Annotated in this window: 21 protein-coding genes and 4 pseudogenes; 15 read left to right on the forward strand and 10 right to left on the reverse strand. The window is 62.1% G+C overall.

Annotated features, from left to right (window positions below):
* Positions 1-168: 168 nt before the first annotated feature.
* Positions 169-639: a hypothetical protein gene (locus LMA02_RS22770; RefSeq protein ID WP_228909909.1), complete on the reverse strand. Its 471-nt coding sequence runs from the start codon at positions 637-639 to the stop codon at positions 169-171.
* Between the two features lie 207 nt (positions 640-846).
* Positions 847-1,386, reverse strand: a pseudogene (locus tag LMA02_RS22775) (Crp/Fnr family transcriptional regulator); the annotation flags it as partial.
* Between the two features lie 566 nt (positions 1,387-1,952).
* Between LMA02_RS22775 and ltrA the strand changes: the two are divergent.
* On the forward strand, positions 1,953-3,200 hold the full coding sequence (gene ltrA / locus LMA02_RS22780; RefSeq protein WP_228909910.1) for a group II intron reverse transcriptase/maturase: 1,248 nt from the start codon (positions 1,953-1,955) through the stop codon (positions 3,198-3,200).
* A gap of 669 nt (positions 3,201-3,869) precedes the next feature.
* On the opposite strand, the pseudogene LMA02_RS22785 reads toward ltrA, so the two are convergent.
* A pseudogene (locus LMA02_RS22785) lies at positions 3,870-4,476 on the reverse strand (SPFH domain-containing protein); the annotation flags it as partial.
* Between the two features lie 213 nt (positions 4,477-4,689).
* Here LMA02_RS22785 and LMA02_RS22790 point away from each other — a divergent pair.
* Together LMA02_RS22790 and LMA02_RS22795 are read left to right on the forward strand one after the other, a co-directional pair.
* A complete protein-coding gene (locus LMA02_RS22790) occupies positions 4,690-4,830 on the forward strand; it encodes a glycine zipper 2TM domain-containing protein (protein ID WP_226117038.1) in 141 nt (46 codons plus the stop codon).
* An 88-nt stretch (positions 4,831-4,918) separates the two neighbouring features.
* Positions 4,919-5,323 (forward strand): annotated as a pseudogene (locus LMA02_RS22795) (fatty acid desaturase); the annotation flags it as partial.
* A 278-nt stretch (positions 5,324-5,601) separates the two neighbouring features.
* Here LMA02_RS22795 and LMA02_RS22800 read toward each other — a convergent pair.
* Positions 5,602-5,874, reverse strand: a complete 273-nt coding sequence (locus LMA02_RS22800; protein ID WP_174911998.1) for a hypothetical protein — start codon at positions 5,872-5,874, stop codon at positions 5,602-5,604.
* Positions 5,875-5,997: 123 nt separating this feature from the next.
* Between LMA02_RS22800 and LMA02_RS22805 the strand changes: the two genes are divergently transcribed.
* The 4 genes from LMA02_RS22805 (at position 5,998) to pgm (ending at position 9,316) form a co-directional block, all read left to right on the forward strand.
* On the forward strand, positions 5,998-6,345 hold the full coding sequence (locus LMA02_RS22805; RefSeq protein ID WP_228909911.1) for a hypothetical protein: 348 nt from the start codon (positions 5,998-6,000) through the stop codon (positions 6,343-6,345).
* A 70-nt stretch (positions 6,346-6,415) separates the two neighbouring features.
* Entirely contained in the window at positions 6,416-6,751 is a 336-nt protein-coding gene (locus LMA02_RS22810; RefSeq protein ID WP_228909912.1) for a hypothetical protein, read from the forward strand.
* A gap of 588 nt (positions 6,752-7,339) precedes the next feature.
* On the forward strand, positions 7,340-7,558 hold the full coding sequence (locus LMA02_RS22815) for a hypothetical protein (RefSeq protein WP_228909913.1): 219 nt from the start codon (positions 7,340-7,342) through the stop codon (positions 7,556-7,558).
* Positions 7,559-7,639: 81 nt separating this feature from the next.
* The gene (gene pgm, locus LMA02_RS22820) at positions 7,640-9,316 is read left to right on the forward strand and encodes a phosphoglucomutase (alpha-D-glucose-1,6-bisphosphate-dependent) (RefSeq protein WP_228910083.1); all 1,677 of its coding nucleotides are present in this window, start codon (positions 7,640-7,642) and stop codon (positions 9,314-9,316) included.
* Between the two features lie 23 nt (positions 9,317-9,339).
* Here pgm and tkt read toward each other — a convergent pair whose 3' ends face one another.
* The 4 genes from tkt to LMA02_RS22840 all read right to left on the reverse strand — a co-directional run bounded on the left by tkt (position 9,340) and on the right by LMA02_RS22840 (position 13,531).
* Complete coding sequence (gene tkt, locus LMA02_RS22825; RefSeq protein ID WP_228909914.1) at positions 9,340-11,415, reverse strand: transketolase; 2,076 nt, start codon at positions 11,413-11,415, stop codon at positions 9,340-9,342.
* A gap of 94 nt (positions 11,416-11,509) precedes the next feature.
* A complete protein-coding gene (locus LMA02_RS22830) occupies positions 11,510-12,295 on the reverse strand; it encodes a PRC-barrel domain-containing protein (protein ID WP_228909915.1) in 786 nt (261 codons plus the stop codon).
* A gap of 347 nt (positions 12,296-12,642) precedes the next feature.
* Positions 12,643-12,906, reverse strand: a complete 264-nt coding sequence (locus LMA02_RS22835) for a hypothetical protein (RefSeq protein WP_228909916.1) — start codon at positions 12,904-12,906, stop codon at positions 12,643-12,645.
* Positions 12,907-13,042: 136 nt separating this feature from the next.
* Complete coding sequence (locus LMA02_RS22840; protein ID WP_228909917.1) at positions 13,043-13,531, reverse strand: Spy/CpxP family protein refolding chaperone; 489 nt, start codon at positions 13,529-13,531, stop codon at positions 13,043-13,045.
* A gap of 821 nt (positions 13,532-14,352) precedes the next feature.
* On the opposite strand from LMA02_RS22840, the gene LMA02_RS22845 reads away from it, so the two are divergent.
* The gene (locus LMA02_RS22845) at positions 14,353-14,781 is read left to right on the forward strand and encodes a PRC-barrel domain-containing protein (protein WP_098552998.1); all 429 of its coding nucleotides are present in this window, start codon (positions 14,353-14,355) and stop codon (positions 14,779-14,781) included.
* 96 nt (positions 14,782-14,877) lie between these two features.
* On the opposite strand, the gene LMA02_RS22850 is transcribed toward LMA02_RS22845, so the two are convergent.
* Positions 14,878-15,597, reverse strand: a complete 720-nt coding sequence (locus LMA02_RS22850; RefSeq protein ID WP_098552474.1) for a Crp/Fnr family transcriptional regulator — start codon at positions 15,595-15,597, stop codon at positions 14,878-14,880.
* Between the two features lie 432 nt (positions 15,598-16,029).
* Entirely contained in the window at positions 16,030-16,617 is a 588-nt protein-coding gene (locus LMA02_RS22855; RefSeq protein WP_228910084.1) for a YSC84-related protein, read from the reverse strand.
* Between the two features lie 966 nt (positions 16,618-17,583).
* On the opposite strand from LMA02_RS22855, the gene LMA02_RS22860 reads away from it, so the two are divergent.
* The 7 genes and pseudogenes from LMA02_RS22860 to LMA02_RS22890 all read left to right on the forward strand — a co-directional run bounded on the left by LMA02_RS22860 (position 17,584) and on the right by LMA02_RS22890 (position 23,280).
* The gene (locus LMA02_RS22860; RefSeq protein WP_228910085.1) at positions 17,584-18,882 is read left to right on the forward strand and encodes an NRAMP family divalent metal transporter; all 1,299 of its coding nucleotides are present in this window, start codon (positions 17,584-17,586) and stop codon (positions 18,880-18,882) included.
* 266 nt (positions 18,883-19,148) lie between these two features.
* Entirely contained in the window at positions 19,149-19,619 is a 471-nt protein-coding gene (locus LMA02_RS22865; protein WP_228909918.1) for a PRC-barrel domain-containing protein, read from the forward strand.
* Between the two features lie 139 nt (positions 19,620-19,758).
* Positions 19,759-19,932 (forward strand): CsbD family protein, encoded by a 174-nt coding sequence (locus tag LMA02_RS22870; protein WP_012328521.1) that lies wholly within the window; start codon positions 19,759-19,761, stop codon positions 19,930-19,932.
* Positions 19,933-20,414: 482 nt separating this feature from the next.
* Positions 20,415-20,585 (forward strand): hypothetical protein, encoded by a 171-nt coding sequence (locus LMA02_RS22875; RefSeq protein ID WP_170296387.1) that lies wholly within the window; start codon positions 20,415-20,417, stop codon positions 20,583-20,585.
* Between the two features lie 687 nt (positions 20,586-21,272).
* Positions 21,273-21,674: pseudogene (locus LMA02_RS22880) on the forward strand (PRC-barrel domain-containing protein); the annotation flags it as partial.
* A gap of 200 nt (positions 21,675-21,874) precedes the next feature.
* Positions 21,875-22,072 (forward strand): CsbD family protein, encoded by a 198-nt coding sequence (locus LMA02_RS22885; protein ID WP_124906022.1) that lies wholly within the window; start codon positions 21,875-21,877, stop codon positions 22,070-22,072.
* Positions 22,073-22,341: 269 nt separating this feature from the next.
* Complete coding sequence (locus LMA02_RS22890) at positions 22,342-23,280, forward strand: hypothetical protein (RefSeq protein WP_416378688.1); 939 nt, start codon at positions 22,342-22,344, stop codon at positions 23,278-23,280.
* Positions 23,281-23,577: the final 297 nt, after the last annotated feature.

The following is a 23,577-nucleotide window of genomic DNA, read 5'->3' on the forward strand; positions in this document are numbered from 1 at the left end:
TTGTCGGCCCGATCGTCCGCAACCCGAGTGCCCACAGATGGACGACATTGCGCACACGTTGCACGGCAACATATCGTACGCGGTGCCTGATCCGCCTGCAGCTTAGGTCGGTATGTTGGCCCGATATAGAGGGGCATTATGGATCACGAACAATTCGGTTGACCCGCGCTACACCACCCGCTGCGGAAACGCGCGATGCTTGGAGCAGGTCACGAACGCCGCGCTCGGATTTTGCGTGGTCGCAAGCAGCGTGAACCGCTCGACGCATTTCGGACCAACGCCCCGCTGACATCGATCGGATGGCGAGCGCTGCACGCCACCGACCGATCCGCACAGCACGGCGGGAGGCTGGCGAACCTGTTGCGAAATCGCTATTGGAAGTGGTTTGACGGCCCGCGCACGCTGGACCGAGAAGTCCACCGTGATCCGGGACTCCCGGATCTGGATGATGCCGGGTTCCGCATGCCTGACGACGCGCGCGTGTCGCGAGCGTGAAGCCTGCGCGGATTGTGCGGATATTTGGAAAGAGGTGTCTTGAAGATTCACATCGCTCGTGTTTCTCGACGCCAGACATCGCCATGGAGCGATGCCCGGCCGATTCGTGAGGAGATCTTCGGCGAGGTGCGACTGGTGCAGCATGTCAAAGGCACCCCGGGCTTCAAGGACGAGCATTGGCCGGGGATGACGCAATCACCGTGGGATTGTGGCGTCACCGGTACTAAACCGGACGCGGTACTGGGTCGCCGGATCAGACGATATCAGACAGACATTCCGTCGCGCCAACAATCGTATTGTCGCGGAATTGCGTATTCGAGTCGTTCGCGCAACGATGCGGCGCAGTGGCGGCTAGAGTCGCTTCAGATCGGGCAGCAGGCGATCGAATTCGCGCTTGACCACGCTGTAGCATTCGCACACGCGCTTTTCGAGCCCCGGCCGGTCCAGCACTTCGATATGGCCGTAGTTGTAGCGGATGAGGCCCGCGTCCTGCAGCTTCAATGCCGTTTCCGTCACGCCCGACCGGCGCACGCCCAGCATGTTGGCGATTAGCTCCTGCGTCATGCGCAGCTGGTTCGAAGGCAGGCGGTCGAGGCTGAGCAGCAGCCAGCGACACAGTTGCTGATCGATCGAGTGATGCCGGTTGCACACCGCGGTCTGCGCCATCTGCGTGATCAGCGCCTGGGTATAGCGCAGCAACAGGCGCTGCATCGCGTTGCCGCGCCGGAATTCTTCTTTCAGGAAGCTCGCGTCGAGCCGGTAAGCTTGCCCCGCGCTTTGCACGACGGCGCGACTCGGTGTCGTTTCGCCACCCATGAACAGCGATACGCCGATCATGCCTTCATGGCCGACGATCGCGATTTCAGCGGACGAGCCGTCCTCCATCACATAGGGGTAACCTTGATTTCCGTGTAATGTGTGCCAAGAACGCGGGCATCAACTGACCGATGCTTGCGATGCTTTACCGAAGATGAGGGGCGGCCCCTCGAAGTCGGCTTGCAGGAGCAGGCTTCAAACCGCCACAAGCTGCGTGGGTAAAGAACCCTCGTGGTGAGCGTTGTTGGAAAAGTCGGGGGCAATCCCGGCAGGTGAGAGTCAAAGAGACGAACGTGAGTAAACCGCTGATGACGTGTCGTAAAAATCATGATCGATGTCAAAACCGGGGGGATTGCACGCTCCGGGACAAGTTTGGGCGATGCCTGCTGACGGCCCATTCGGCATCCGGCATAAAGGCGGCGTGACTTTGACTCAGGCTTCGGTGAGGAACTTGGGAACCTGTCGTCCCGATGCGAAGGGAGAAATCCAAGCGGAAGGCCTCCGCAAGGATGAGAGTACCGATGCGGGACACAGGGGCGGAGACGTCCGTAGTAGGGTTGAAGGGCCTGTAATGGGACTGGACCGAAGGGGCGTCATCGTCTGGCTTTATCCTGTGGGCAACCCGCGAGGCGAGGACCTACATGGATAAGGCAAAACCGTTTTGTATTTCCAAACGTGAGGTGTGGGAAGCGTATCAGCAGGTGAAGGCCAACCGTGGGGCGGCGGGCGTGGACGGGCAGTCGATGGCGGATTTCGAGGCGGATCTGAAAAACAATCTGTATCGGATCTGGAATCGCATGTCTTCCGGCAGCTACATGCCGCCGCCGGTTCTGCGGGTTGACATACCCAAAGCGGGAGGTGCGGGTACGAGGCCGTTGGGGATACCGACGATCTCTGATCGCATCGCGCAGACGGTGGTTAAGCGATATCTGGAGCCGCTCGTGGAGCCTGTGTTCCACCGCGACTCATATGGGTATCGTCCCGGACGTTCGGCGCATCAGGCGCTCGACGCGACCCGGCAGCGATGCTGGGAGTACGAGTGGGTGCTGGATCTCGACATCAAGAACTTCTTCGGCAGTATCGAATGGGACTTGATGATGAGGGCGGTGCGTCGCCATACGGATTGCGCGTGGGCGCTGCTTTATATCGAGCGCTGGCTCAAGGCGCCCGTGCAAATGTCCGACGGGTCTGTGGTGCATCCGGACAGGGGCACGCCGCAAGGCGGTGTCGTCAGTCCATTGCTGGCCAACCTGTTTCTCCACTACGCGTTTGACCGATGGATGCAGAAGCATCACCCGGGCGTGCCATTCGAACGTTACGCTGATGACGCCATCTGTCATTGCAAGAGCGAAGCGCAGGCGCGCGAGCTCAGGCAGGGACTGGAGAAGCGGCTGATCGAATGCAAGCTGGAACTGCATCCGGAAAAGACCAAAATCGTGTACTGCAAGCAGGCCAACCGGCCAGCCAGCTATCCGCTCTGTCAGTTCGACTTCCTGGGCTATACGTTCAGACCGCGAAGTGTCAGGAATCGGAGGGGTAAGTTGACGGTAGGCTTCCTGCCTGCGGTCAGCAACAAGGCTGCGAAGGCGATTCGGCAGCAATTGCGTCGCCGCAGTGCATTGCACCGTCATGACCTGAGTCTGTCTGAGTTGGCGGACCGAACGCGTCCGACCTTGCTTGGCTGGATTCAGTACTACGGTCGATTTTATCGGTCCGCACTGGGCCAGGTACTCCTTGCGGTTGATGCCGCGCTGGTCCGTTGGGCTCAACGGAAATACAAACACCTCCGCGGCCGGAAGGTGCGCGCCGCAGCATGGTTGAAGGACATTAAGTCCCGGCAGCCGCGCTTGTTCGCGCACTGGGCCATGGCGACCACGGTTGGACGATAGGAGCCGGATGAATCGAGAGATTCACGTCCGGTTCTGTGAGGGCGTGAGGGTGCGACTCCCTTGCGCTACTCGACTTTCTGGTTATAGCGCTCTAGACTGCATGTGGGTTTGCGACCCGCCCCCGCTGAATATTGTTTTCAAATCAAATGGTTGTTGTCTGGGTGCCATGCCGGCGGGCTCGAGACATACCTTCAAACCAACCGTGAATAAGAAATGAAAGCCGGGAAAAGGGCGCGCGGGTCGCCCGCAAGGTGATGCACCGTCGTCGCGGCGCATGTCGGCTCGGTTGCCCACGCGAACCTGCCGAACTTCGTAGCGGCAGTCGCGGTCGCGTGGCGCGTCTGCGGCATCGTCTCGGTGACGAACCAGGTGCAATTCGAGGATCAGCCTTTGCGATATGAACGCGGCCACTATCTTCTTGCAATGACACGTTCACGCAGGTTCATCAATCGATGCTATATCAGGATCGACGGCCGATCTGGAATGAGAGTCGGACTGACCTTCGCCGCGACCATCCCCGGGTTGTAACGTGGTGACGCGATTTCCGCCTCCTGCCCATGATGGAGTATTTGCAACAGTCTCGTCATCAAATCGTGGGTGTACCCCCGTTCTGGCAATGTCCGGGCGATCTGCGCAAGGCGTCTCGGGGGAGTGAATACCAGCTAGCGATTACGCCGTCGTCTTGAGCGCAGGCACCTGCGCCGGGCCCGCCGCGACATACCCGGCAACCGCAAGCGCGAGGCCGAGTACCGGATTCAGGCTGTCCACCATCGCACTGGGGATCAGGATCCTCGCGCCGCGTTCCTTCGTCGTTTCGTAGATGATGCTCATCGCCCGCAACTGAAGCGCATCCGGATGATTTTCGTAGACCTGCGCCTCGGTCGCGATCTCGGCCTCCGCCGAGCCGCGTATCACCCGTGCCTGCTTTTCGCGCTCCGCTTGCGCCTGGCGAGGCATCGAATCCTGCAGCGCGACTGGGATCGCGACATCGCGGGTCTCGACCGAGCGGACGGTCACGCCCCAATCCACGGTCTTTCTGCCGATCTCGTCGCGCAGGTGCATGTCAGCCGCCTTGCGATCCGACAACAATGCAGCCAGCATCTATGCCCCCGATCATTTCCCTCAGCGAAGTTTGCGCAACGCGGTCGATTGCTTGCCGGTAGTCGGTGATGGCGAGCGCGGTTTTCTGCGCGTCATGAACGCACCAGAAAATCACGGCGTCGACATTGACGGGAACGGTATCCTTGGTCAGCGCTTGTTCGGCATCCGGGCCGGTACGTTAGCGGACGGACTGCGCGCGATTCGCCGCCCATCATGAACCGACGTCCCGAATTTCATCGGGATGTCAGCGCATGGGCTTCCGTGCTTCGAGCCGGATCGGACGGCGCGGCGGCAACCCGAGGGGATGATCATGAGAAAGCTACATTCCGTGGCAGTCGAGATGGCGATAGTCACGTTGACGATTGTCGTGCTGGCGGGTTGCGGCGGTATGTCTCGCCGCGGAACGGATACCGTGATCGGGGCGGGTGTCGGTGGCGTCGCCGGCGCGGTCCTGACGGGCGGCAGTGCGTTGGGCACGGTGGGCGGCGCGGCCGTCGGTGGCGTCGTCGGCAACCAGGTCGGGAAATAGGCCGGCCGAACGGTAGGGAATCGGCACGCGCACTCGCCATCACGGCGAAGCGCGCGCGGATACGTGCGCGACCCGGAGTGCGACCGGTATGTCGGCATTTCTCCTGAACGGCGAGCTGAGGCTGTCCTGGTGGCAGCTTGCGTGGGTCGTGTTCGCGCTCACGCATGTCACCATCATCAGCGTGACCGTGTACCTGCACCGCTGTCAGGCGCATCGGGCACTGGATCTGCGCCCGTGCGTCAGCCACTTCTTCCGGTTCTGGCTGTGGTTGACGACCGGCATGATGACCATGCAGTGGGTCGCGGTGCATCGCAAGCATCACGCGAGGAGCGAGACCCCGGAGGATCCGCATAGCCCGCGAACCCGTGGCCTCGCGACTGTGCTGCTTCGCGGCGCGGAACTGTACCGGGAGGAAGTGCGGATCCAGATGATGTGGCTTCCGTTCTGGGCCGGCGGCGTGATCAACGGTTGCGGCCACTTCAGCGGATACCGGAAAACGGTTCGCGGCGCAAGCGCCGCTCATCTCGCCCGATTGTCTGGACGCGAATAACGCCGCTTGCTCGCATTGGAATTGATGCCGGCATCCTGACGGATGCGCCTTTCGGCGCGTACGACGTCGGCACGGGCCAGATCACCCCGCTGCTTTTGCCAGGTCGCGTCATCGCGCCGATCAGTTGCGCGGCCTGCGCAATATTTCATGGATCGCTCCTGAGTGACGTGTCGACACGTCGCGAGACGCCGCGTCGAGTCGAGTCGCATGCGGCGGACGGATCAGATCGCTGTGGGGGCGATCTTGCCATCCACGATGTCCTTGCCGAATTGCATCGCCAGTTCGAGTGCGAGCGCCGCCGTTTGCGGAGCGCCGTGCTCGAAAATGGTCGAGTAACGCGGTGCCGTTGCCGAGGTCGCCGGAATCGTGTCGATGCGCACGATTGAAGCAAAACGCTTCGGGCCGGGGGCGTGGGGATCGCCGAACGGCGGGAAAAGCATTTGTGAATAGACGCGGAGTTCACGTCCGCGATATTCGAGAGTGGGGATGGTCATGATTTGCTCCTGACAGAGCAACCGTTGGCGCCGAAGGATTCAAGGGCGCCGATGCCTTGACAAAAAACCGGCAGGTATGTTCAGTGTGCGCGCTTGACAATGGTTTCGCAAGAAAAATATCGGATGCCGAATCATATTTTAGATTCGGATAAATCATTGCGCTGCAATGCTGCAGTCAACTTCGGTGTCGGAAGAACCCGGCTGCAAATAGTCGATACCGTACAGATCAACGCGTGTCGTTCGGTTCACGATGAAATAAACATCGAGGAGGCTGCCATGTGCATCCCACTTTCACCCGAGGTCGTCGAGACCCTCAAATCGCTTGATCGAATTCCGGATTCCCAAGCCAATATTCCGCGCTCCATAGCCAATGAACTATTGACTCACGGGCTTGCATACGAGTCGCGCACCGGCGGCTCCATCCATATGACGTCAGCAGGCCGGCTGTGGCTGAATCGGTGCGCGTATTAGCGCGCACGGGTTGATCAGACGGGACCGGAGTTTTGTCCTGTACAACGATCCATGAATCCATGAGGCAATGATGAAAATCTCATCTACACGATGGTTTACGCTGGACCAATATGCGCCTGTTCGCAACGGATGGTATGAAGTGCGACTGGTGAGCGGCGACACGGCATTTGCGAAGTTCGGCGACGGCGAATGGACCGAAAAGCCGATGCTCACCTTTACGCGCTGGCGAGGCTTGTGCTCCGATCCGGGCAGGTCTAGCGACCAGGAGACGATTACCGCGGATGCGACCGCAGCGAAAGGCGTCCGAGATGCGTGGGACGCGTTCTTTCCCGGCGTGGGAGACAAGCGGCACAAACCACGTGCCGCCGCGCACAGCGATCACACCCGACGCGTTGCGGCATCGTGACGGTCAGTCGGGAAACGGGTATCGCCGGATGTTGCATGCACGCGCTGTCAACACCCGGTGAATCCGCGTCACGTTGCCTGATCGCGCGGCGCTACGGAACCGTTCGCGCGAACACCCTACGGCCGCCTCTTGAACTGCGCTTTCGCGTCAACGGATGAAGCCTGTGTCTTTCCGACGATCTGCTCATCCGAAGATGAGGTATCCGATTGTTTCGGTCACTTTGAATGTCCTGCATGGATAACGTCACGCTCGCCGCGCTACGAGCGCGGGCCGCGCCATGTGGCGTCGTGGAGGCGGCACGCGGCAAGCGCGGGACGGCGCACACGGGACGGGGCGTCGATGCCCCGCATTCGTCGCACAATATCGCGCCGGTCGTACCACGTTCGCTGCGAGCCGGTCCGGCGTCTGTGCGATGGCGGACAAAAGACCGGGCACGACCATTGCGGTCGCAGCGGCGCGTGCCTACGGCTAACGCGGCCGGGAAAGCGCACCCGAAGCGGCGCGCACGCGATGTACGGTAGCGGGCAGAGCGGCGCCGTGCGTCGTCATAGACTGTTCGCCGACCATCACGACAACCGGAGCATTGCCATGGCCCACACAGCAATCGAGGGAGACCTGCGGGCACTTGAACGGCTCATTGCACGCGTCACGCTCGGTGAGCCTGCGCCATTGGCACTCTGGCGAATTCGGCTGGAATCGATTCTGGAATTCGGTGACCTGACGCCCGCGGAACGCAAGCATTTCGTCAGCATCATCGCCCTGATCCTCATGCTCGAGCGTCGAGCGGGCAAACCGAACGCGCATTGAGCAGACGAGAATGTGAATGTGACCCATACAGGCGGCAAGTTGAAACCCACGCCATTCGATCCGCCGGGCGCGCCGGGCGCGATGCCCGTCAGTCCGCTGGCGGGCCTACTTGCGCCATACGCGCTGTGGATCGACGTCCCCCGCCTCGTGACCGCGTACTACACCGATATGCCCGACCCGTCCGTCCCGGCGCAACGTGTGACGTTCGGCACGTCTGGACACCGGGGCTCGGCGTTGACCCGCAGCTTCAACGAGTGGCATGCCCTTGCGATCGCGCAGGCGGTCTGCCGGTATCGACGTTCGCACGGCATCGATGGTCCGTTGTTTCTCGGCATCGATACGCACGCACTTTCCGAACCGGCGCAGGCGAGCGTGCTTGAGGTGCTGGCTGCCAATGGCGTCGAGGTCATGCTGGCGTCGCCGGGCGAATACACGCCTACGCCGGCCGTGTCGCGCGCGATCCTGAAGTACAACCGCGGACGCAGTGCCGGATTTGCCGACGGCATCGTGGTGACGCCGTCGCACAATCCCCCGGACAACGGCGGCATCAAGTACAACCCGGCTACCGGCGGCTCGGCCGAAGAGGCTGTCACCCGATGGATCGAAACAGCGGCGAACGATCTGCTCGAAGCGGGGCTCGCGGGCGTGCGCCGCGTCTCGTTGTCGAAGGCATCGGATGCCGCCACGACGCACCGGTACGACTTCCTCGCGACGTATGTCGATGACCTGGCTAGCGTCATCGACATGGACATCCTGCGCGGCGCGCCGATCCGACTCGGCGTCGATCCGCTCGGCGGAGCCGGGGTGCACTACTGGCGCGCGATTGCCGAGCGTTACCACCTGAATCTCGCGATCGTCAGCGAGGAAGTCGACCCGACTTTTCGCTTCATGAGCGTCGACTGGGACGGACGGATCCGCATGGATCCGTCGTCGCCGTATGCGATGCAGACCCTGATCGCGCGGAAAGACCGGTTCGACGTCGCGTTCGCGTGCGATACAGACCACGACCGGCACGGGATCGTCACGCGCAGCGACGGCCTGCTGCCGCCCAATCACTATCTCGCGGTGCTCGTCGATTACCTGTTTGCGCATCGGTCGAGGTGGCCCGCGCGCGCGGCGGTCGGCAAGTCGGTCGTCTGCAGCGGGATGATCGATCGTGTCGCCCGCGCATGCGATCGCGAAGTCTACGAAGTGCCCGTCGGCTTCAAGTGGTTCGTCGGCGGAATACTCGACGGCACGCTGGGCTTTGCCGGCGAGGAGAGTGCGGGGGCCACGTGCCTACAACTCGACGGGCAACCCTGGACGACCGACAAGGACGGCATCGTTCCCGCGTTGCTGTCCGCCGAAATGACGACCCGAACCGGCCGCGATCCGGCGGAGCTTTACCGAGGTCTGGCGCACCAATTCGGCGCGCCCGCCGAACGGAGGGTACAGGCCGCAGCCACACGTGAGCAGCGCGCATTGCTGGCGCGGCTGACGCCGCACCAGTTCACGCACACCGAACTGGCGGGAGAAGCGATCGTCCAGATACTCGATCGGGCGCCAGGCAATCGGGCCGCGATCGGCGGCATCAAGGTGATGACGAAACACGGCTGGTTCGTTGCGCGGCCGTCGGGTACCGAAGATCTCTACCGGATCTACGCGGAAAGCTTCAACGGAGAGGATCACGTGGCGCGCATCGTGTCCGATGCGCAGTCGATGGTCGACGCGGTGCTCGAAGCCGGCACGTGCGATGCGGGTGGCGGCTCGAACGCCTGATACGCGCAATGGCCGCCCAATGATCACGCCAGCAGTTTCAGCGCGCGATCGCAGACGTTCTCGACCGTGAAGCCGAAATCGCGCATCAGCTCGGCGCCCGGCGCCGACGCGCCGAAGCTCGCAATGCTGAGCACGTCGCCACGATCGCCCACATAGCGGTGCCAGCCCTGCGATACCCCCGCTTCGATCGCCAGCCGCGCGCCGACCGATTTCGGCAGCACGGCGTCCTGATACGATTTGGGCTGCGCGTCGAATAATCTCCAGCAAGGTAGCGACACAACCCGAACCGCGACGCCGCGCGCGAGCAGTGCGGCGTGCGCGGCCAGCGCGAGCGCGACTTCCGAGCCTGTCGCGATCAGGATCAGCGTGGGGTGGCCGTCGGGGGCGTCGGCCAGCACGTAGCCGCCGCGCCGCAAGCCCTCGGCCGGCGCGAACCGAAGGCGATCGATCGTCGGCACGTCCTGGCGGGTCAGGACCAGCGCGGTCGGCCGCTCCCGTGCTTCGAGCGCCACCCGCCACGCGACGGCCGTCTCGTTGGCATCGGCCGGTCGAATCACCAGCAGGCCCGGGACCGCGCGCAGGCTGGCAAGCTGTTCCATCGGCTGATGCGTCGCTCCGTCCTCGCCGACGGCGAGGCTGTCGTGCGTGAACACATAGATCACCTGCAGGCGCATCAACGCGGCGAGCCGGATCGGCGGACGCATGTAGTCGGAAAAGATCAGGAAAGTCGCGCCGAACGGCAGGATGCCGCCGTGGGTTGCCAGGCCGTTCAGGATCGCGCCCATCGCGTGCTCTCGCACGCCGAAATGCAGATTGCGGCCGCTGCGGCTCCAGCCGCCGCCATCGGAGCCTTGCCGGTCGAGCGCGTTCACGCCGGTGGCCTCGAAATCGCCGAACCCGGTCAGCCCGGTGAAGGTGGAAGGATTCAGATCGGCGGAGCCGCCGACGAGCGAAGGGACGCGGGAGGCGAGGGCATTCAGCACCTTTCCGGATGCAACCCGCGTCGCAATGCCTTTCGGATCGGCCGGAAAGACCGGGATATCGCGATCCCACCTGTCGGGCAGCGTGCCGCGCATCGTGTTCAGCAGCGCCTCGGACAGCTCGGGAAACGCGCGCGCATAGGCTGCGAACATTGCGTTCCAGTGCTCTTCCCGGGCTCGCCCCTCCGTCAGTGCACGACGAAAATGCGCGAGCGCTGGTGCAGGGATATGAAACGCGGGGTCGGGCGGCCAGCCGACGTTGTGCTTGGTCAGGCGCACCTCGGCGTCGCCGAGCGGCGATCCGTGAGCCTGGTAGGTATCTTGCCGGTTGGGCGAGCCGTAGCCGAGATGCGTGCGCACGAGGATCAACGACGGACGCAGTTGCTCGGCACGCGCGTTGACCAACGCCGCGTCGATGGCGGCCAGATCGTTGCCGTCGTCGACCGTTTCGGTATGCCAGCCATAGGCGTCGAACCGTTGCGCGCGATCTTCGGTGAAGGTGATCGCGGTGCCGGCGGACAGCGTGACCCGATTGTCGTCGTACAGGCAGATCAGCTTGCCGAGCCGGAGATGGCCGGCCAGCGATGCGGCTTCCGCTGCGACGCCTTCCATCAGGTCGCCGTCGCTGACGAGCGCGTAGGTGTGGTGATCGACGATCTCGAAGCCGGGGCGGTTGTAGCACGCAGCAAGCTGTGTCTCCGCAATCGCCATACCGACGGCGTTGGCGAAGCCCTGGCCGAGCGGGCCGGTTGTCGTTTCGACGCCGGGCGTCAGGCCGCGCTCCGGATGGCCGGGCGTGAGGCTGCCCGATTGCCGGAAGCGACCGATCTGGTCGAGTGGCAGGTCGTAGCCGGTCAGGTGAAGCAGACTGTACAACAGCATCGAGCCATGTCCGGCCGACAGGACGAAGCGATCCCGATCAAGCCACGCCGGATTGGCGGGATGATGCTTGAGATGGCGCATCCATAATGAATAGGCCATCGGTGCTGCGCCCAGCGGCAAGCCCGGATGACCGCTCGCCGCTTTCTGCACGGCATCGATCGACAGGAAGCGCAGCGTATTGATGCAAAGCGTATCGAGTGCCGAATCTTCGGTTGGCGGGAAAACGGCTGAGGTCATGCAGTTGCTCCCTGGCGTCCGGTCACGGGAAATCCCGTACGGCATGGTGGTTGCGTTGGCTACCCGTTGCGCGGGTCTGCGTTACCGGTCTGCGTCATCGGTCTCCGTGCCAATAGCCGTGCTTGCCGTAGAAGTCGTGCAACTCGATTTCGTAGCTGCGATGAACGAGCTGCGAATCGTCGTATAGAGGGCTCCGGCGGATTGCATCGCGCGTGAGCGTGGTCGATATCGTTTCCGTTGACCAGTCCACCTGGTCGAGCCAGTGGGTCGCGACCAGCACTTCCTTGCCGGTCGACCACCAGCTCGACGTGTCGATCGCCAGGTAGCGGATCACCCACGCTTCGTCATCGTAAATGAAGTCCGACACGTGGCCGATATGTCCGTCCGTGGCGTCGAGCCGATATCCGTCGACCTCGCCGGTGCTGTGCAGATGCGTATCTGCCGCTGCGCTGGCCGGCGCGGTATGCGAGAAAAGCGGATCGCCCGCGTCAGGGTCCTGCGACGGCCCGGCAGGATCGAAAGCCGGGTACGCGCCCATTCCCCAAAGGTTCGGGCCGCCCCAGTAAGTCGGGTAGTTGTAGTAACGCAGGATCTCGATTTCGTGCTGGCGGGATACCGGCTTGTGCGTGTCCACGTTCGGGCTGTCTCTCACCTGCTGTTGCGTCAGGCTGACGTATAGCGTGCGGGTTTCAGGGTCGGCATGCGTGACGGAATACGGCGAAACCAGCACCTGCCTGTCGTGCAGCCAGTCGCCCGTCTCGACGACGAGGTAACGGATGCACCAGTTGTCATCGTCGAAGTAGGCCTGGTGGATGTGCCCGATATCGCCGTCCTTCGCTCGAACCGTGTCTCCGTGCAACCTTCGAATGCTTCGCAACATGATGTCCTCGCCAGAGCGATGCCCGGCACGTCGGTGATCCGGCTGAACTGCCTGCCACACCGTGGCATCCAGTCGTTCATCCGTCGGTGCGGAGCGATTCCTGCCGATCGCGTCTCCTCGGATGGCCGGCATGGTTGAAACGCTACACGCGACGAATCGCCGATGCGGTACGAAACCGTACAAAGCGTGCACCGGTTCGAGCACGGGGGGCCATCCGGCGGCGAGCCGTCCTTCCCGGCACGTCGCGGAACATCCTCTCGGTCTTCGTCGTCAGGATCGCGAAGCAGTGAGGATCGCCACGTCGACGGGCTGCGGGGCGACCGAGGCTGCCGGATTCGGTTCGTGTCTCAACGCAGCCGCAGCGGTATGAACAGCGAGATGCCCGGTGCCGGTGCCGGCGCGTAAACCATCGGAGGCGCGCCATACGCATACTCCTCGTCGCCGTTATAACCGTCGTGGCCGCCGTTCCGGTAATGGTCGTAGTGGCGACCACCCTGATGTCTCATGCGCGCGTGATTGCTCTGGTCCCAACCGTGATTCATTCTCTCCGCATGCAACTGGGGTGCGGCGAAAAGGCAGCTGATCGCGACGATCAAGCCGACGAGTCGCATGCCCGATCTGGGCGCCATTATGTTTCGACGTGCATGTCCGATAGAAACGTCCATCATGTTCTCCCGTGTACGATCGATCAGCGATCCGCTGGTCCGTGACTGACATGGATAGCCAGTATCAGCGGAAGGTCCGGAACTATTGTTTCTTGATCAGGTGACGACCATTGCCACGGAAAATCGCATCCGCGCTCCGCTTTTGCGTATCGGACATGCTGTCATATAGCGGTTGAAATGCCGTGGTCAGCTTTTTGACGCCGTCGGCGTGCACGTTGGCAACATCGCCATAGGAATGGAGATCGTCCATCGCGCTCATGGTGCTCGCGTGATCGCTACGGATCTTCCTGAGCGATTCCATCGCGTTCGCGTTATCGCGCATGACCTGCGCGACCGGCTGCCACAGGGATTCCTGGCCAGGTGTGATTCCAAGTCGCTGGTGCAGGCTGTTGATGCGCCCGTCGACCGACTTTTGGGCCGCGACGGTCATGACGTGGGGCTGTGATTGACCCGGTGCGGGTCCGGCGGCAATCGAGAGCGCGGGGAAGACGGCTGTGCCGAGGGCGACTGTCGCCGCCACGGCGAACGCGCTGGCAATCTGTCGGGGGAGGGGGAGAAGAGCGAGTGTCATGGCGGATTCTGGTAAAAATCGGGAAGGAGTCGATGTACCGCGACGCATCCGGTCGGCGGCGAATTCGGCCCGATAGCTCAGCTCTACGCGGGATGCGCGGGCTCAGTCTGTCCGGTGCCGAACGGTTTGCCGGTCCACCTGGCGAGTGGAATCGGAATGGCCTTGCGCTTGCGCGGACCGGCATGCGCGCTTATCGGCGCAGTCCAGATGAGTCGAGATCACGGCCGATCCGGCTGCGACGCGAGCCGCGCGCGTGCCCGGTGGAGTTTTCAAATCGGGCCTATGCTGGCGTCGTGACCGACGGCATTCCACGCTGGCGTGTCGCCCGCACGCAGCCCGTCGAATCCGGGCCAGCCTCGTCCGGCACTCAGCTCCCTGGAGGCGGTTATGCGCAGCAGGTATCGAGAGCAGCATACGAACGGCGGCTAGAGCGAACGCAATGTCGACGAAGTCGCCGAGGGGACGTTCCCCGCCAGCGATCCGCCGTCGATGGGCGGTGTCACCAGGATGATTGCCACCCCGGCCCATCGAAAGCATTACCGGAAGTCGTCGAACATCAAGCACAGTTAGCGCAGGTTGCGCGGCGCTCATCGGCGCCTCGCGTGACCAGGACCCATCGAGTTGTCACCGGTATTCAGCGATATCGACGAACGCAGGGGTATCTGTCAGAGCGACGGCGAGCCGATATTCCTGGCGTGTCCAGGTGCGGAACCGTACCGACTTCCGATGCCGGTGCGCGCAGCGTTTTCTCGTGCGTTGGGTGTCAATGTCGAGACTGTGCACGCCATGGATATTCCCGGATCTTGTCCAAGGAGGACATCATGAGGATGCTCCACACCCCGAATCGATCTGAGGATGATAGCAACGGGGCCAAGCTTGTCGAACGCGATACCGGCGATGAATCCGGTCATATGGTGACGACCGCGGATGCGTTGAAGGGCAGCAGGATCATCGCGTCGGACGGCGAGGATATCGGGAATGTTTTCGACATCGTGCTCGACTTGCACCATGGCAAAATTGCCTACGCGGTTGTTTGCAGCGGAGGAACGGGCGAGATGCTTTGCGCCATTCCGTGGAGTGCGATGGAATACGATACCGACGACAAATGTTTCCATCTGGACGTGACCGCCGCCCACGTCAAGGGCACCCCGGGCTTCGACGACGAGCATTGGCCGGTGATGACGCAATCACAGTGGGGATTGTCGCTTCACCAGTACTACAACCGGACGCCGTACTGGGTGGTCGGATGAGATGAGGTCGGGTAGGGATTCCGTCGCACCGGCAGTCGCATGGTCACGGAATCGAGCATTCGGAGTCGTTCGCGCCGCGCTGCGGTGCAGAGGCGGCTAGAGTCGCTTCAGATCGGGCAGCAGGCGATCGAATTCGCGCTTGACCACGCCGTAGCATTCGCACACGCGCTCTTCGAGCCCGGGCCGGTCCAGCACCTCGATATGGCCGTAGTTGTAGCGGATGAGACCCGCGTCCTGCAGCTTCAATGCAGCTTCCGTCACGCCCGACCGGCGCACGCCCAGCATGTTGGCGATCAGCTCCTGCGTCATGCGCAGCTGATTCGAAGGCAGGCGGTCGAGGCTGAGCAGCAGCCAGCGGCACAGTTGCTGATCGATCGAGTGATGCCGGTTGCACACCGCGGTCTGGGCCATCTGCGTGATGAGCGCCTGCGTATAGCGCAACAACAGGCGTTGCATCGAATTACCGCGCCGGAATTCTTCTTTCAGGATACGCGCGTCGAGGCGGTAAGCTTGCCCCGCGCTTTGCACGACGGCGCGACTCGGGGTCGTTTCGCCGCCCATGAACAACGACACGCCAATCATGCCTTCATGACCGACGATCGCGATTTCAGCGGACGAGCCGTCCTCCATCACATACAGCAACGAAACGATCGACGTGGTCGGAAAAAAGACGTGATGAAGCTGGCCGCCCGACTCGTACAGCACTTTTCCCAACGGCATCTCGACGAGCGTCAGGTGTTCGGCGAAGTGGGCGCGCTCGTTTTCGGGCAGCGCGGCAAGCAGGTGATTTTCGGTAAGGGGCGGGTTGTCCTGCATGTGTGGCTCCTGCGCTTGCGTCCGGCTGACGATCGAGCATCCGGCAGACGTGGGCGCTGCGGGAATCGGCGGAAGACGGCAATGTGTCCCTTTTCTCGATGAGTGCGGGATGGCCGTTCGAATACGAGCCTACCTTCGAAAATTATAGTGCCGACACATGTCTCATCAAGGTGCGCGCAATCTCGCGCGCTCGATACGGAACTGATATTTCACGGAGCGTTTGACGGGAAATCGCGGTCGCCAGCCCTACCCGGTGTCGACCGCGGAACGGTATGCCGCGATGACTCGCGTGCGTCCGGTACGTTGCCGGACAAGCGCCGCGCACGAGCACGCCTATGTGCGTATCAGGTGTGTTGAACCCTGATCTGCCGCCGCGCCATCGGATCGACGTGTTGGCCGGTTCGTTCGTCCAGCAGGCCTTGAGCGTGAGCGCTACAGCGCCGTCAGCTTCGTGATCTTCGTTCCTTCGAGCGTCACACCGGCCATCAACCCGCTGTTCGTCAGGACGAACGCTTCGATCGGCGCGGTCGCGGTGCTGGTGTCGACATTGCCGTTCGCGCCGACTTTCAGTACCGCCACCGATGCATCGCCGCCCACCGACCAGCCTTCGCTGTTACGGAAGCGATCAAGCGCATCCGCGGTCATGAACAGGAAAATGATGGCTTTTGATTGCGCGCCGATCTGCAGCCCGATCGAGCCGGTCGTGGTGCTGTAGTACCCAACCGTGCCGCCGGCAACGCGCAGCGATCCTTCGCCGTACTGGCCGCCGAGGACGAAGCCGGCCGCGATGACGGACGGGAACACCAGCACGCCACGCGCCTTGCCGACGAGCTCATGCGAGCCGTTCGCGCTGGTGTAAAGACGTGCAAGGGTCGCGTCGACACCTGTATCAATTGAGTGGCGTTTGTCGGCCTGGTGGCCGCTGGCGTCGGATGTGCCGGTTGTCGTGCAACCCGAAACCGCAAGGGAAATGGCAAGGATGGATCCCGGCGTACCCAATATGAATGTTCGTCTCAGCATCATCGTCTCCTGGTCGTTGATGGCGTTTTCGACGCTACGCCAGGGCGGCCGCGGACGCGGTACGACAGCGTACAAAGACGCAACATCCGCCTTGGCCCGCGTCTCGTTCAGCTTTGCAGCACGCCCGCCGTGTGGGCGGAATGTCGATCGTCGGCGCGCGTCACGTCCGGCATGTCGCTTTTGGCAAGCCGACAACAAGGTTGGCCCGTGTCGGTCAATGTCGCGCAACCGGTCCGGCAACGTATGTCAAACCGCATTGCGGAGAATCGCGATGGCGACAACGTGCTTCCACCGGTCCGCCACCGCAAGCGTCCTTCATCGTACAGACACGCAACCTCGTCTACAGGAGGATGTCTCCCGCGACCATGCATTCGTGCGCGATCTCTTCACGAACATCGACGTGGTTCACATCTGTGGAGAATGATTCCGTCATTCGTCTCCGGTCGATCAAACGAAGCGCCACACTCGAATGCGACTGGTAAGGAGAGCAACATGCGTTCATCTATCTATGTCGGTCTTGCCGCCATTGCAACCATGCTTGCCGGATGCCTCTGGGTACCCGGCGACGGCTATCGTGGTGATCGAGGCGGGGGGTATGGCGGCTCGTACGGTGGTGGTCACGAAAGCGGGTGGAATCAACGCGGCCCTTCCCGTGACCACATGAATCACTCGGGGCGTGCCGATGACCAGGGGGCGCATGGGTCCGGGCAACGGGAAGGATGGTAGGTCGGCTGCGGTCATCACGTGAACCCGGCCGGTCAGGTTCCTTGAGGCCCGTTTCATCATGTCCGATGTTGCGGCTTCGCAATGGACAGCCGTTCCGGCACAGTTCAATCGGCGGCACGCCGCACGCGTTCGCGGTGGCGCCCTGGTCAATCACTGCGGGTGCCAAACCAAGACTGGTGCGCGGCATGAATAGCAGATTCGCTCATGCAATCAACAGGTGGCGCGCCGCTCGGGACGTTTATGGAATACGACAAGGTTCCGTCCGCAACACTCAGCAGCGATGTCGATAGCCAGGCCGACTCGTGGCTGACGAAGCTCGGACCTGGACTGATCACCGGTGCGGCGGACGACGATCCGAGCGGCATCGCCACCTATTCGCAGGCGGGTGCGCAATTCGGCTTCGACATGCTGTGGACCGTCCTGCTGACCTATCCGCTGATGGTTGCCATTCAGGTCGTGAGCGCGAGGATCGGCCGGGTGAGCGGCCATGGTCTCGCGACGAATCTGCGACGTCATTACCCGCGGTGGCTGCTGTATGGCACCGTCATCCTCCTGCTGGTGGCGAATACGATCAATATCGCGGCCGACCTGACGGCCATGGGCGCAGCCGTCAACCTGCTGGTCGGCGGGCCCACGCGGGCTTACACGGTCGTGTTAGGCGTGTTTTCGCTGGTGTTACAGATGTTCGTGCCGTACCGCAGGTATGTCCGTATCCTAAAGTGGCTCACCCTGGCGCTGTTCGCCTACGTCGGCGTGATCTTTGCGGTCCAGATCCCGTGGGCGACCGTGGCGCTGCGCACGGTACTTCCGCACGGCTCGTGGAGCACCGGCTACATCACGACGGTGGTCGCCGTGTTCGGCACCACCATCAGCCCGTATCTGTTCTTCTGGCAGGCGTCACAGGAGGTCGAGGAACTGCAGGCGAAGGAGGGACAGCAGGCGCTGACGAAAATGCCGTCGCAAGGGCCGGCAAACCTGAGCCGCATCCGCCTCGATACGTCGATCGGAATGGCATTTTCCAATCTCGTTGCGTTTTTCATCATTCTCACGACTGCGGTCACGCTGCATGCGCACCATATCACCGATATCCAGACGTCGGCGCAGGCCGCCTCCTCATTGAAACCGATCGCAGGGCAGTTTGCGTTCCTGCTCTTCAGTCTCGGCATCATCGGCACGGGGCTGCTCGCGCTGCCAGTGCTGGCCGGCTCGGCGGCCTACGCGATGGCTGGCACGTTCAAGTGGAAAAACAGCCTTGCCCTCGAGCCGCAACTGGCGAAACGGTTCTACGCGATCATCGTGCTCGCGACCGTCGTGGGCCTCGCGCTCGATTTCACGGCGATCGACCCGATCAAGGCGCTGTTCTGGAGCGCGGTCATCAACGGCGTCACGTCGGTACCGATCATGGTGCTGATGATGCTGATGGCGTCGAACCCAAAGGTCATGGGCGCCTTCGTCACACCCGTGCTGCTGCGGTGGGTGGGATGGCTTTCAACCGGTGTGATGGGCGCCGCCGTGATCGCGATGTTCGTTTTCATCTGAGCACCGGCTCCGATCGTTCATTCTCGCGGCCCGGTACGGCGCCGTACCGACTTCGTATCCCGGCACCGCGCATCGTTGCAACTCGCTCTCCCTCTTCAATGCACCAGGCGCTCAGCGTGAGCGGCAGGTGCGCAACGGGTAGGGCGGCCAGAGGCGACACCTGTCCGGCACGTAACCGCTCATATCGCGTGACCGGTGTGTGCCGTCCATCACGGCGAGCCGGCGATCCGCTCCGGCGTCCCGCGAAATGAAACCAGGAGGGAATCATGACGATACTAGACCCGACCCATCGGCCATCGACCAGCGATACGGGTGCGGCGATTGTCGGCAGCGGGGCCGGCGACGGGCCCGGCCCCAACGTGATGGAAGCCGATACGCTCAAGGGAAACAAGCTCTTCACGTCCGACCGGCTGGAGATCGGGAAGATTTCAGACATCATGCTGGACGTACGCAGCGGCCGGGTTGCCTATGCCGTGCTGTCAAGCGGGGGCTTTCTCGGCATCGGCGGCAAACTTTACGCCATTCCGTGGAGTGCGCTGACCCTGGACACGGACGAAAAATGCTTCCGGCTCGACGTTACCGCAGACCACGTGAAAAATGCCCCCGCGTTCGACAAGGACCATTGGCCATCGATGGCGGACGAGCAGTGGGGTTCGTCGCTTCACCAGTTCTACAATCGGCAGCCGTACTGGGCAGCGACCCGAGACGTCGCCACGAATCGTCCGCCCGCACATTGAAACACCCTCGTCAGCCGGTAAAAATATGGATATCTGATGATTTTTATCGAATACCGATTCACCGATCGGACGGTGTCATCACCTGACGGCAACAGATAGCAGCAGCATCCACAGATCAGTTACGTATTGGAGCTCTACCATGAACAAGGATCAAGTCAAGGGAACTGCGGAGAAGGTCAAAGGCAAGGTGAATGAGGTCATTGGCCGTGCCACGCACAACACGAAACAGGAAGTCAAAGGCGATCTCCAGCAAGCAGCCGGCCAGGCGCGCAAGAATCTTGGCGACGCCAAGGAAGCTGTCAAAAAGGCGTGATTGGACACGGAGGCTTCACGAGGGGGGATATTCCCCTCTCGCACGGTGCTTCACGCATCGTGCCGACCTCACTGCGGCTACTACCGTACAGACATCCGCTATTGGATGCGAGAACGTCGAGTTATGCCCTTCGCGCATCGAGTTCCCGGCCCCCGTCGCGAGGCGCGCCTTCGAACCGATAACCGGCTCAATCGCGCAAGTCTTTGCTGCGGCAGAACGCCGGGTATCGCTGGAAGCTTCGCCCGCGTGGCTCCGTGGCCCAAAAGCCGCGCAGCAGATCAGGTCGGCGTCTAACTTGAGGGGAGTTGCCATGTACAACATTGTCTGGCTCGTTGGAGCCGTGGTCATCGTTCTGTTCGTCCTCGGCTATTTGGGATTGAGATAGGGCATCTCGCTTACGTGCTCGTCACGCGATGGCTGGTCAACGACCGCGATCAAAACGATCCAGGTCGCGACAGCCATCGTTTATCGCAGGAAGCAAAATGAAGACGCTCAAGATCATCGGCTATGCGGGACTCGTGGCCGTCGCGATCATGCTGCTCGTCGCAATGTGCGCGATCCTGGAGGACGGCATGATTTCTCACGATGCGCAGCGACCGGGACTGACCGGCAACACGCTTTCCATCCCCGAATCGCCGAATCACTTCGGTTAAATCGCCCGCCACCTGCTGACCGTTCCCGACTTGTTTTGAGTGACCCCGTCATGCGGAGGGTGGAGGCGCATACGCGATTGTCGATGTCCGCATGGATTGAAAATCGGCATGCCATTTTCAATCGACGCTTGAGACCAAGGCAGCGTGTCAACAGGCGATCTGTGACCGCTCCCACGATGCGACCGCATCACTGCCGTTCCCGCATGGGTACGGCAGCGTACCGACTCCCGGGCTGCTCGCGCATAGGGTAGGTTGAGTTGACTGGTACGCATGCCACGGCAGTTCGGATGTGTTCTCCAGCCGCATGCCCGGTACGCGCACCGAGCACACATCGACACAGGGGGAGCCTCGGCACGGCACGTCGACGCGCATCGTACATGCGTCGCGCTTTCAATGTCATCTCGTCGACAGCAATAGATACCGGGGCCGAAAGCCGGTGCTGCTCGAGGCGATGCGTAGTGTGATACGGCAATGATCCAGGCTGGGCATAGCGCGGAAACCAGCGCGCATTTCAGCCCGAAACGCTGCTCGAATCGAGAATGTTTCGGCCCGAATGACGGCGGGCGATTGCAGGCGAAGCGCGCATCGTCCCGGTTCGGAACAGAGCCCGATCGGCGCGCGCTTCGCACCGTCACGCTGGCCGGCGACGCTCGCCGGCATTTCGTGCAACGAATACCGGAGCTGATCATGACACCTGTTTCTCCCAGCAATCCACTTCCGAGCAACGGCAGCGGCGCCCGCATCATCGGTCGCGCAACCACCACAGGCGGGCCTGGTCCTGATGTCATGGCGGCTACCACGCTGACTGGGGATAACGTCTTGTCATCCGATGGCAAGGAGATCGGGAAGGTCGTAGACATCATGCTAGACGTTGGCAGCGGCCGGATCGCGTACGCCGTGCTGTCGTGTGGCGGTTTCCTCGGGATAGGCGACAAACTTTTCGCAGTGCCGTGGAGCGCGTTCACCCTCGATACCGGCAAGAAATGCTTCCGGCTCGACGTAACAGAAGAACGGATGAAGAGCGCATCCGGATTCGACAAGGACCATTGGCCTGCGGTGGCGGATTCGCTATGGGGCGGGGCGCTTCATTCGGGTAATACGCCGCCGATGTAGCGGCACGTCAGCAGGAGGCTCTGCCGGCATTCCGCCATGCACGCGCCAGCGTGACTGCGGAATGCGGTGAGCGATTGCTGCTTTTCAGATTCTGCCGTATCGCGTGCATCGCTCGATGCGCTCATCGCGACGGGCGGCAGGTCATCCATCCAGCAGCTGTGACCGGAGCATTCGCAATGAACAAGGATCAAGTCAAGGGCGTCGCGGAGAAGGCAAAGGGCAAGGTCAACGAGGAAATTGGCCGAGCCACTGGCGACACGAAGCAGGAAGTCAAAGGCGATGCCCAGCAAGCAGTCGGAGAAGTGCAGAAGAAGTACGGCGACGCCAAGGAAGCGATCAGGCAGCAGGCGAAGCAAGCGAAGAAGACGCATTGATCGCTGTGTCGGCCGCGACAGATGGATGCCGCGATACTGCGGCAGCCATCGCCGCACAATCGCCGCAGTCGGGCGTTACCTCGTATCGCAGATTGCAGGACAGAACGTAGAGGCGTGGATTCTGCGCAGGTTTTTCACCCAATGTATTGGCGCCGGGCATGCCCGTGCGCGCCGCGACGCGCGGCGACATCCGCCAGCCGCGTCGACGAAAGAAATGTCTCGCGTTCGATCAGCCTAACGTGCATGCCGTCGCGAGCCGGAGCAAATCGATGAGTGCATCTGCCGGAAGCCCAACCAGCCACGCGCTACGCAAGGTGGCGCTGATGGCGTCGATGCTGATGGCGTGCAGCCTGCCATGCCTGGGAGGGACGCCTGCGGACGGTGCGGACGACGCGGCCAACTTGCGAGAGGCTTACCGGCAACTGATTCCCCGGCTCGATCACAACCAGTTCGAGCGCCCGTTGTATCTCGACTCGGAGGAATCGTCTTCCACGCTCAAGGGTGAGGTCTACGCGGTGATGGCCTACCCGTTCGCGACCGTCAACGGCGCGTTCAATGACCCTTCGCGAGGCCCGTTGAACTGGTGCGACGCATTAATCCTGCACCCCAATATCAAGTATTGCCGTACTACCGACGCCGGCGGCGGCAATATGCTGATCGTGAACGTCAGCAAGAAGGAAGTTGCCGAGGAGCTCAGCACGACTTACCGGGTGCAATTCGAATACGACGCGGCAACCACCGGCCCGGGATACCTGCAGGTCAAGCTCCATGCGGACCGGGGACCATTGAACACCCGCGATTATCGGATTGCGCTGGAAGCGGTGGCGCTTGGCGACAACCGCACGTTCCTGCATCTGACCTATGCCTATAGTTACGGCGTGATCGGGCGTCTTGCGATGAAAACCTATCTGGCCGCCTTCGGTCGCGGCAAGGTTGGCTTCACCAACATCGCCGATCCGTCCGCGGCTCAGGCGGAATACATCGGCGGGATGCGCGGCCTTATGGAGCGCAACACGATGCGCTACTACCTGGCCATCGATGCGTATCTCGGCGCGCTGTCCAGCCCGCCTGACAAGCGACTCGAGCAACGCCTGACCGACTGGTTCGACGCCAGCGAGCGATATCCGCGACAACTGCATGAAATGGATCGGCAACAGTACATGCAGATGAAATATGACGAATACTTGCGGCAGCAGACCAAGCAGTAGCGCTGGGGACGAGCCTGCGAGATACTCGCGCGCCAGCGCCGGTGCACTGCGATTCGTCATGGAAGTCGTTTCGCAAATCGGAGGTTGGCGGTGCGGTTCGGCTTCGAGTGATCGGGCGCACGTTCGGATCAAGCGCCGGGGTCCATGTGGCCAGAGCGCGCAGGACGACTCGGGATGCGACGCGTTACGTCGCTTACGGTCGGGCCGTCGTCACCGAAACGGAGCGCCACCATGAATGCAATCACACGGGTTCTATCCGCCGCGCTTGTCGCCGCGGCATCAGCCTCGCTGTTGTCG

The organism is Burkholderia sp. B21-005 (assembly GCF_020843965.1).
GTDB classification, from domain to species: Bacteria; Pseudomonadota; Gammaproteobacteria; order Burkholderiales; family Burkholderiaceae; genus Burkholderia; species Burkholderia ambifaria.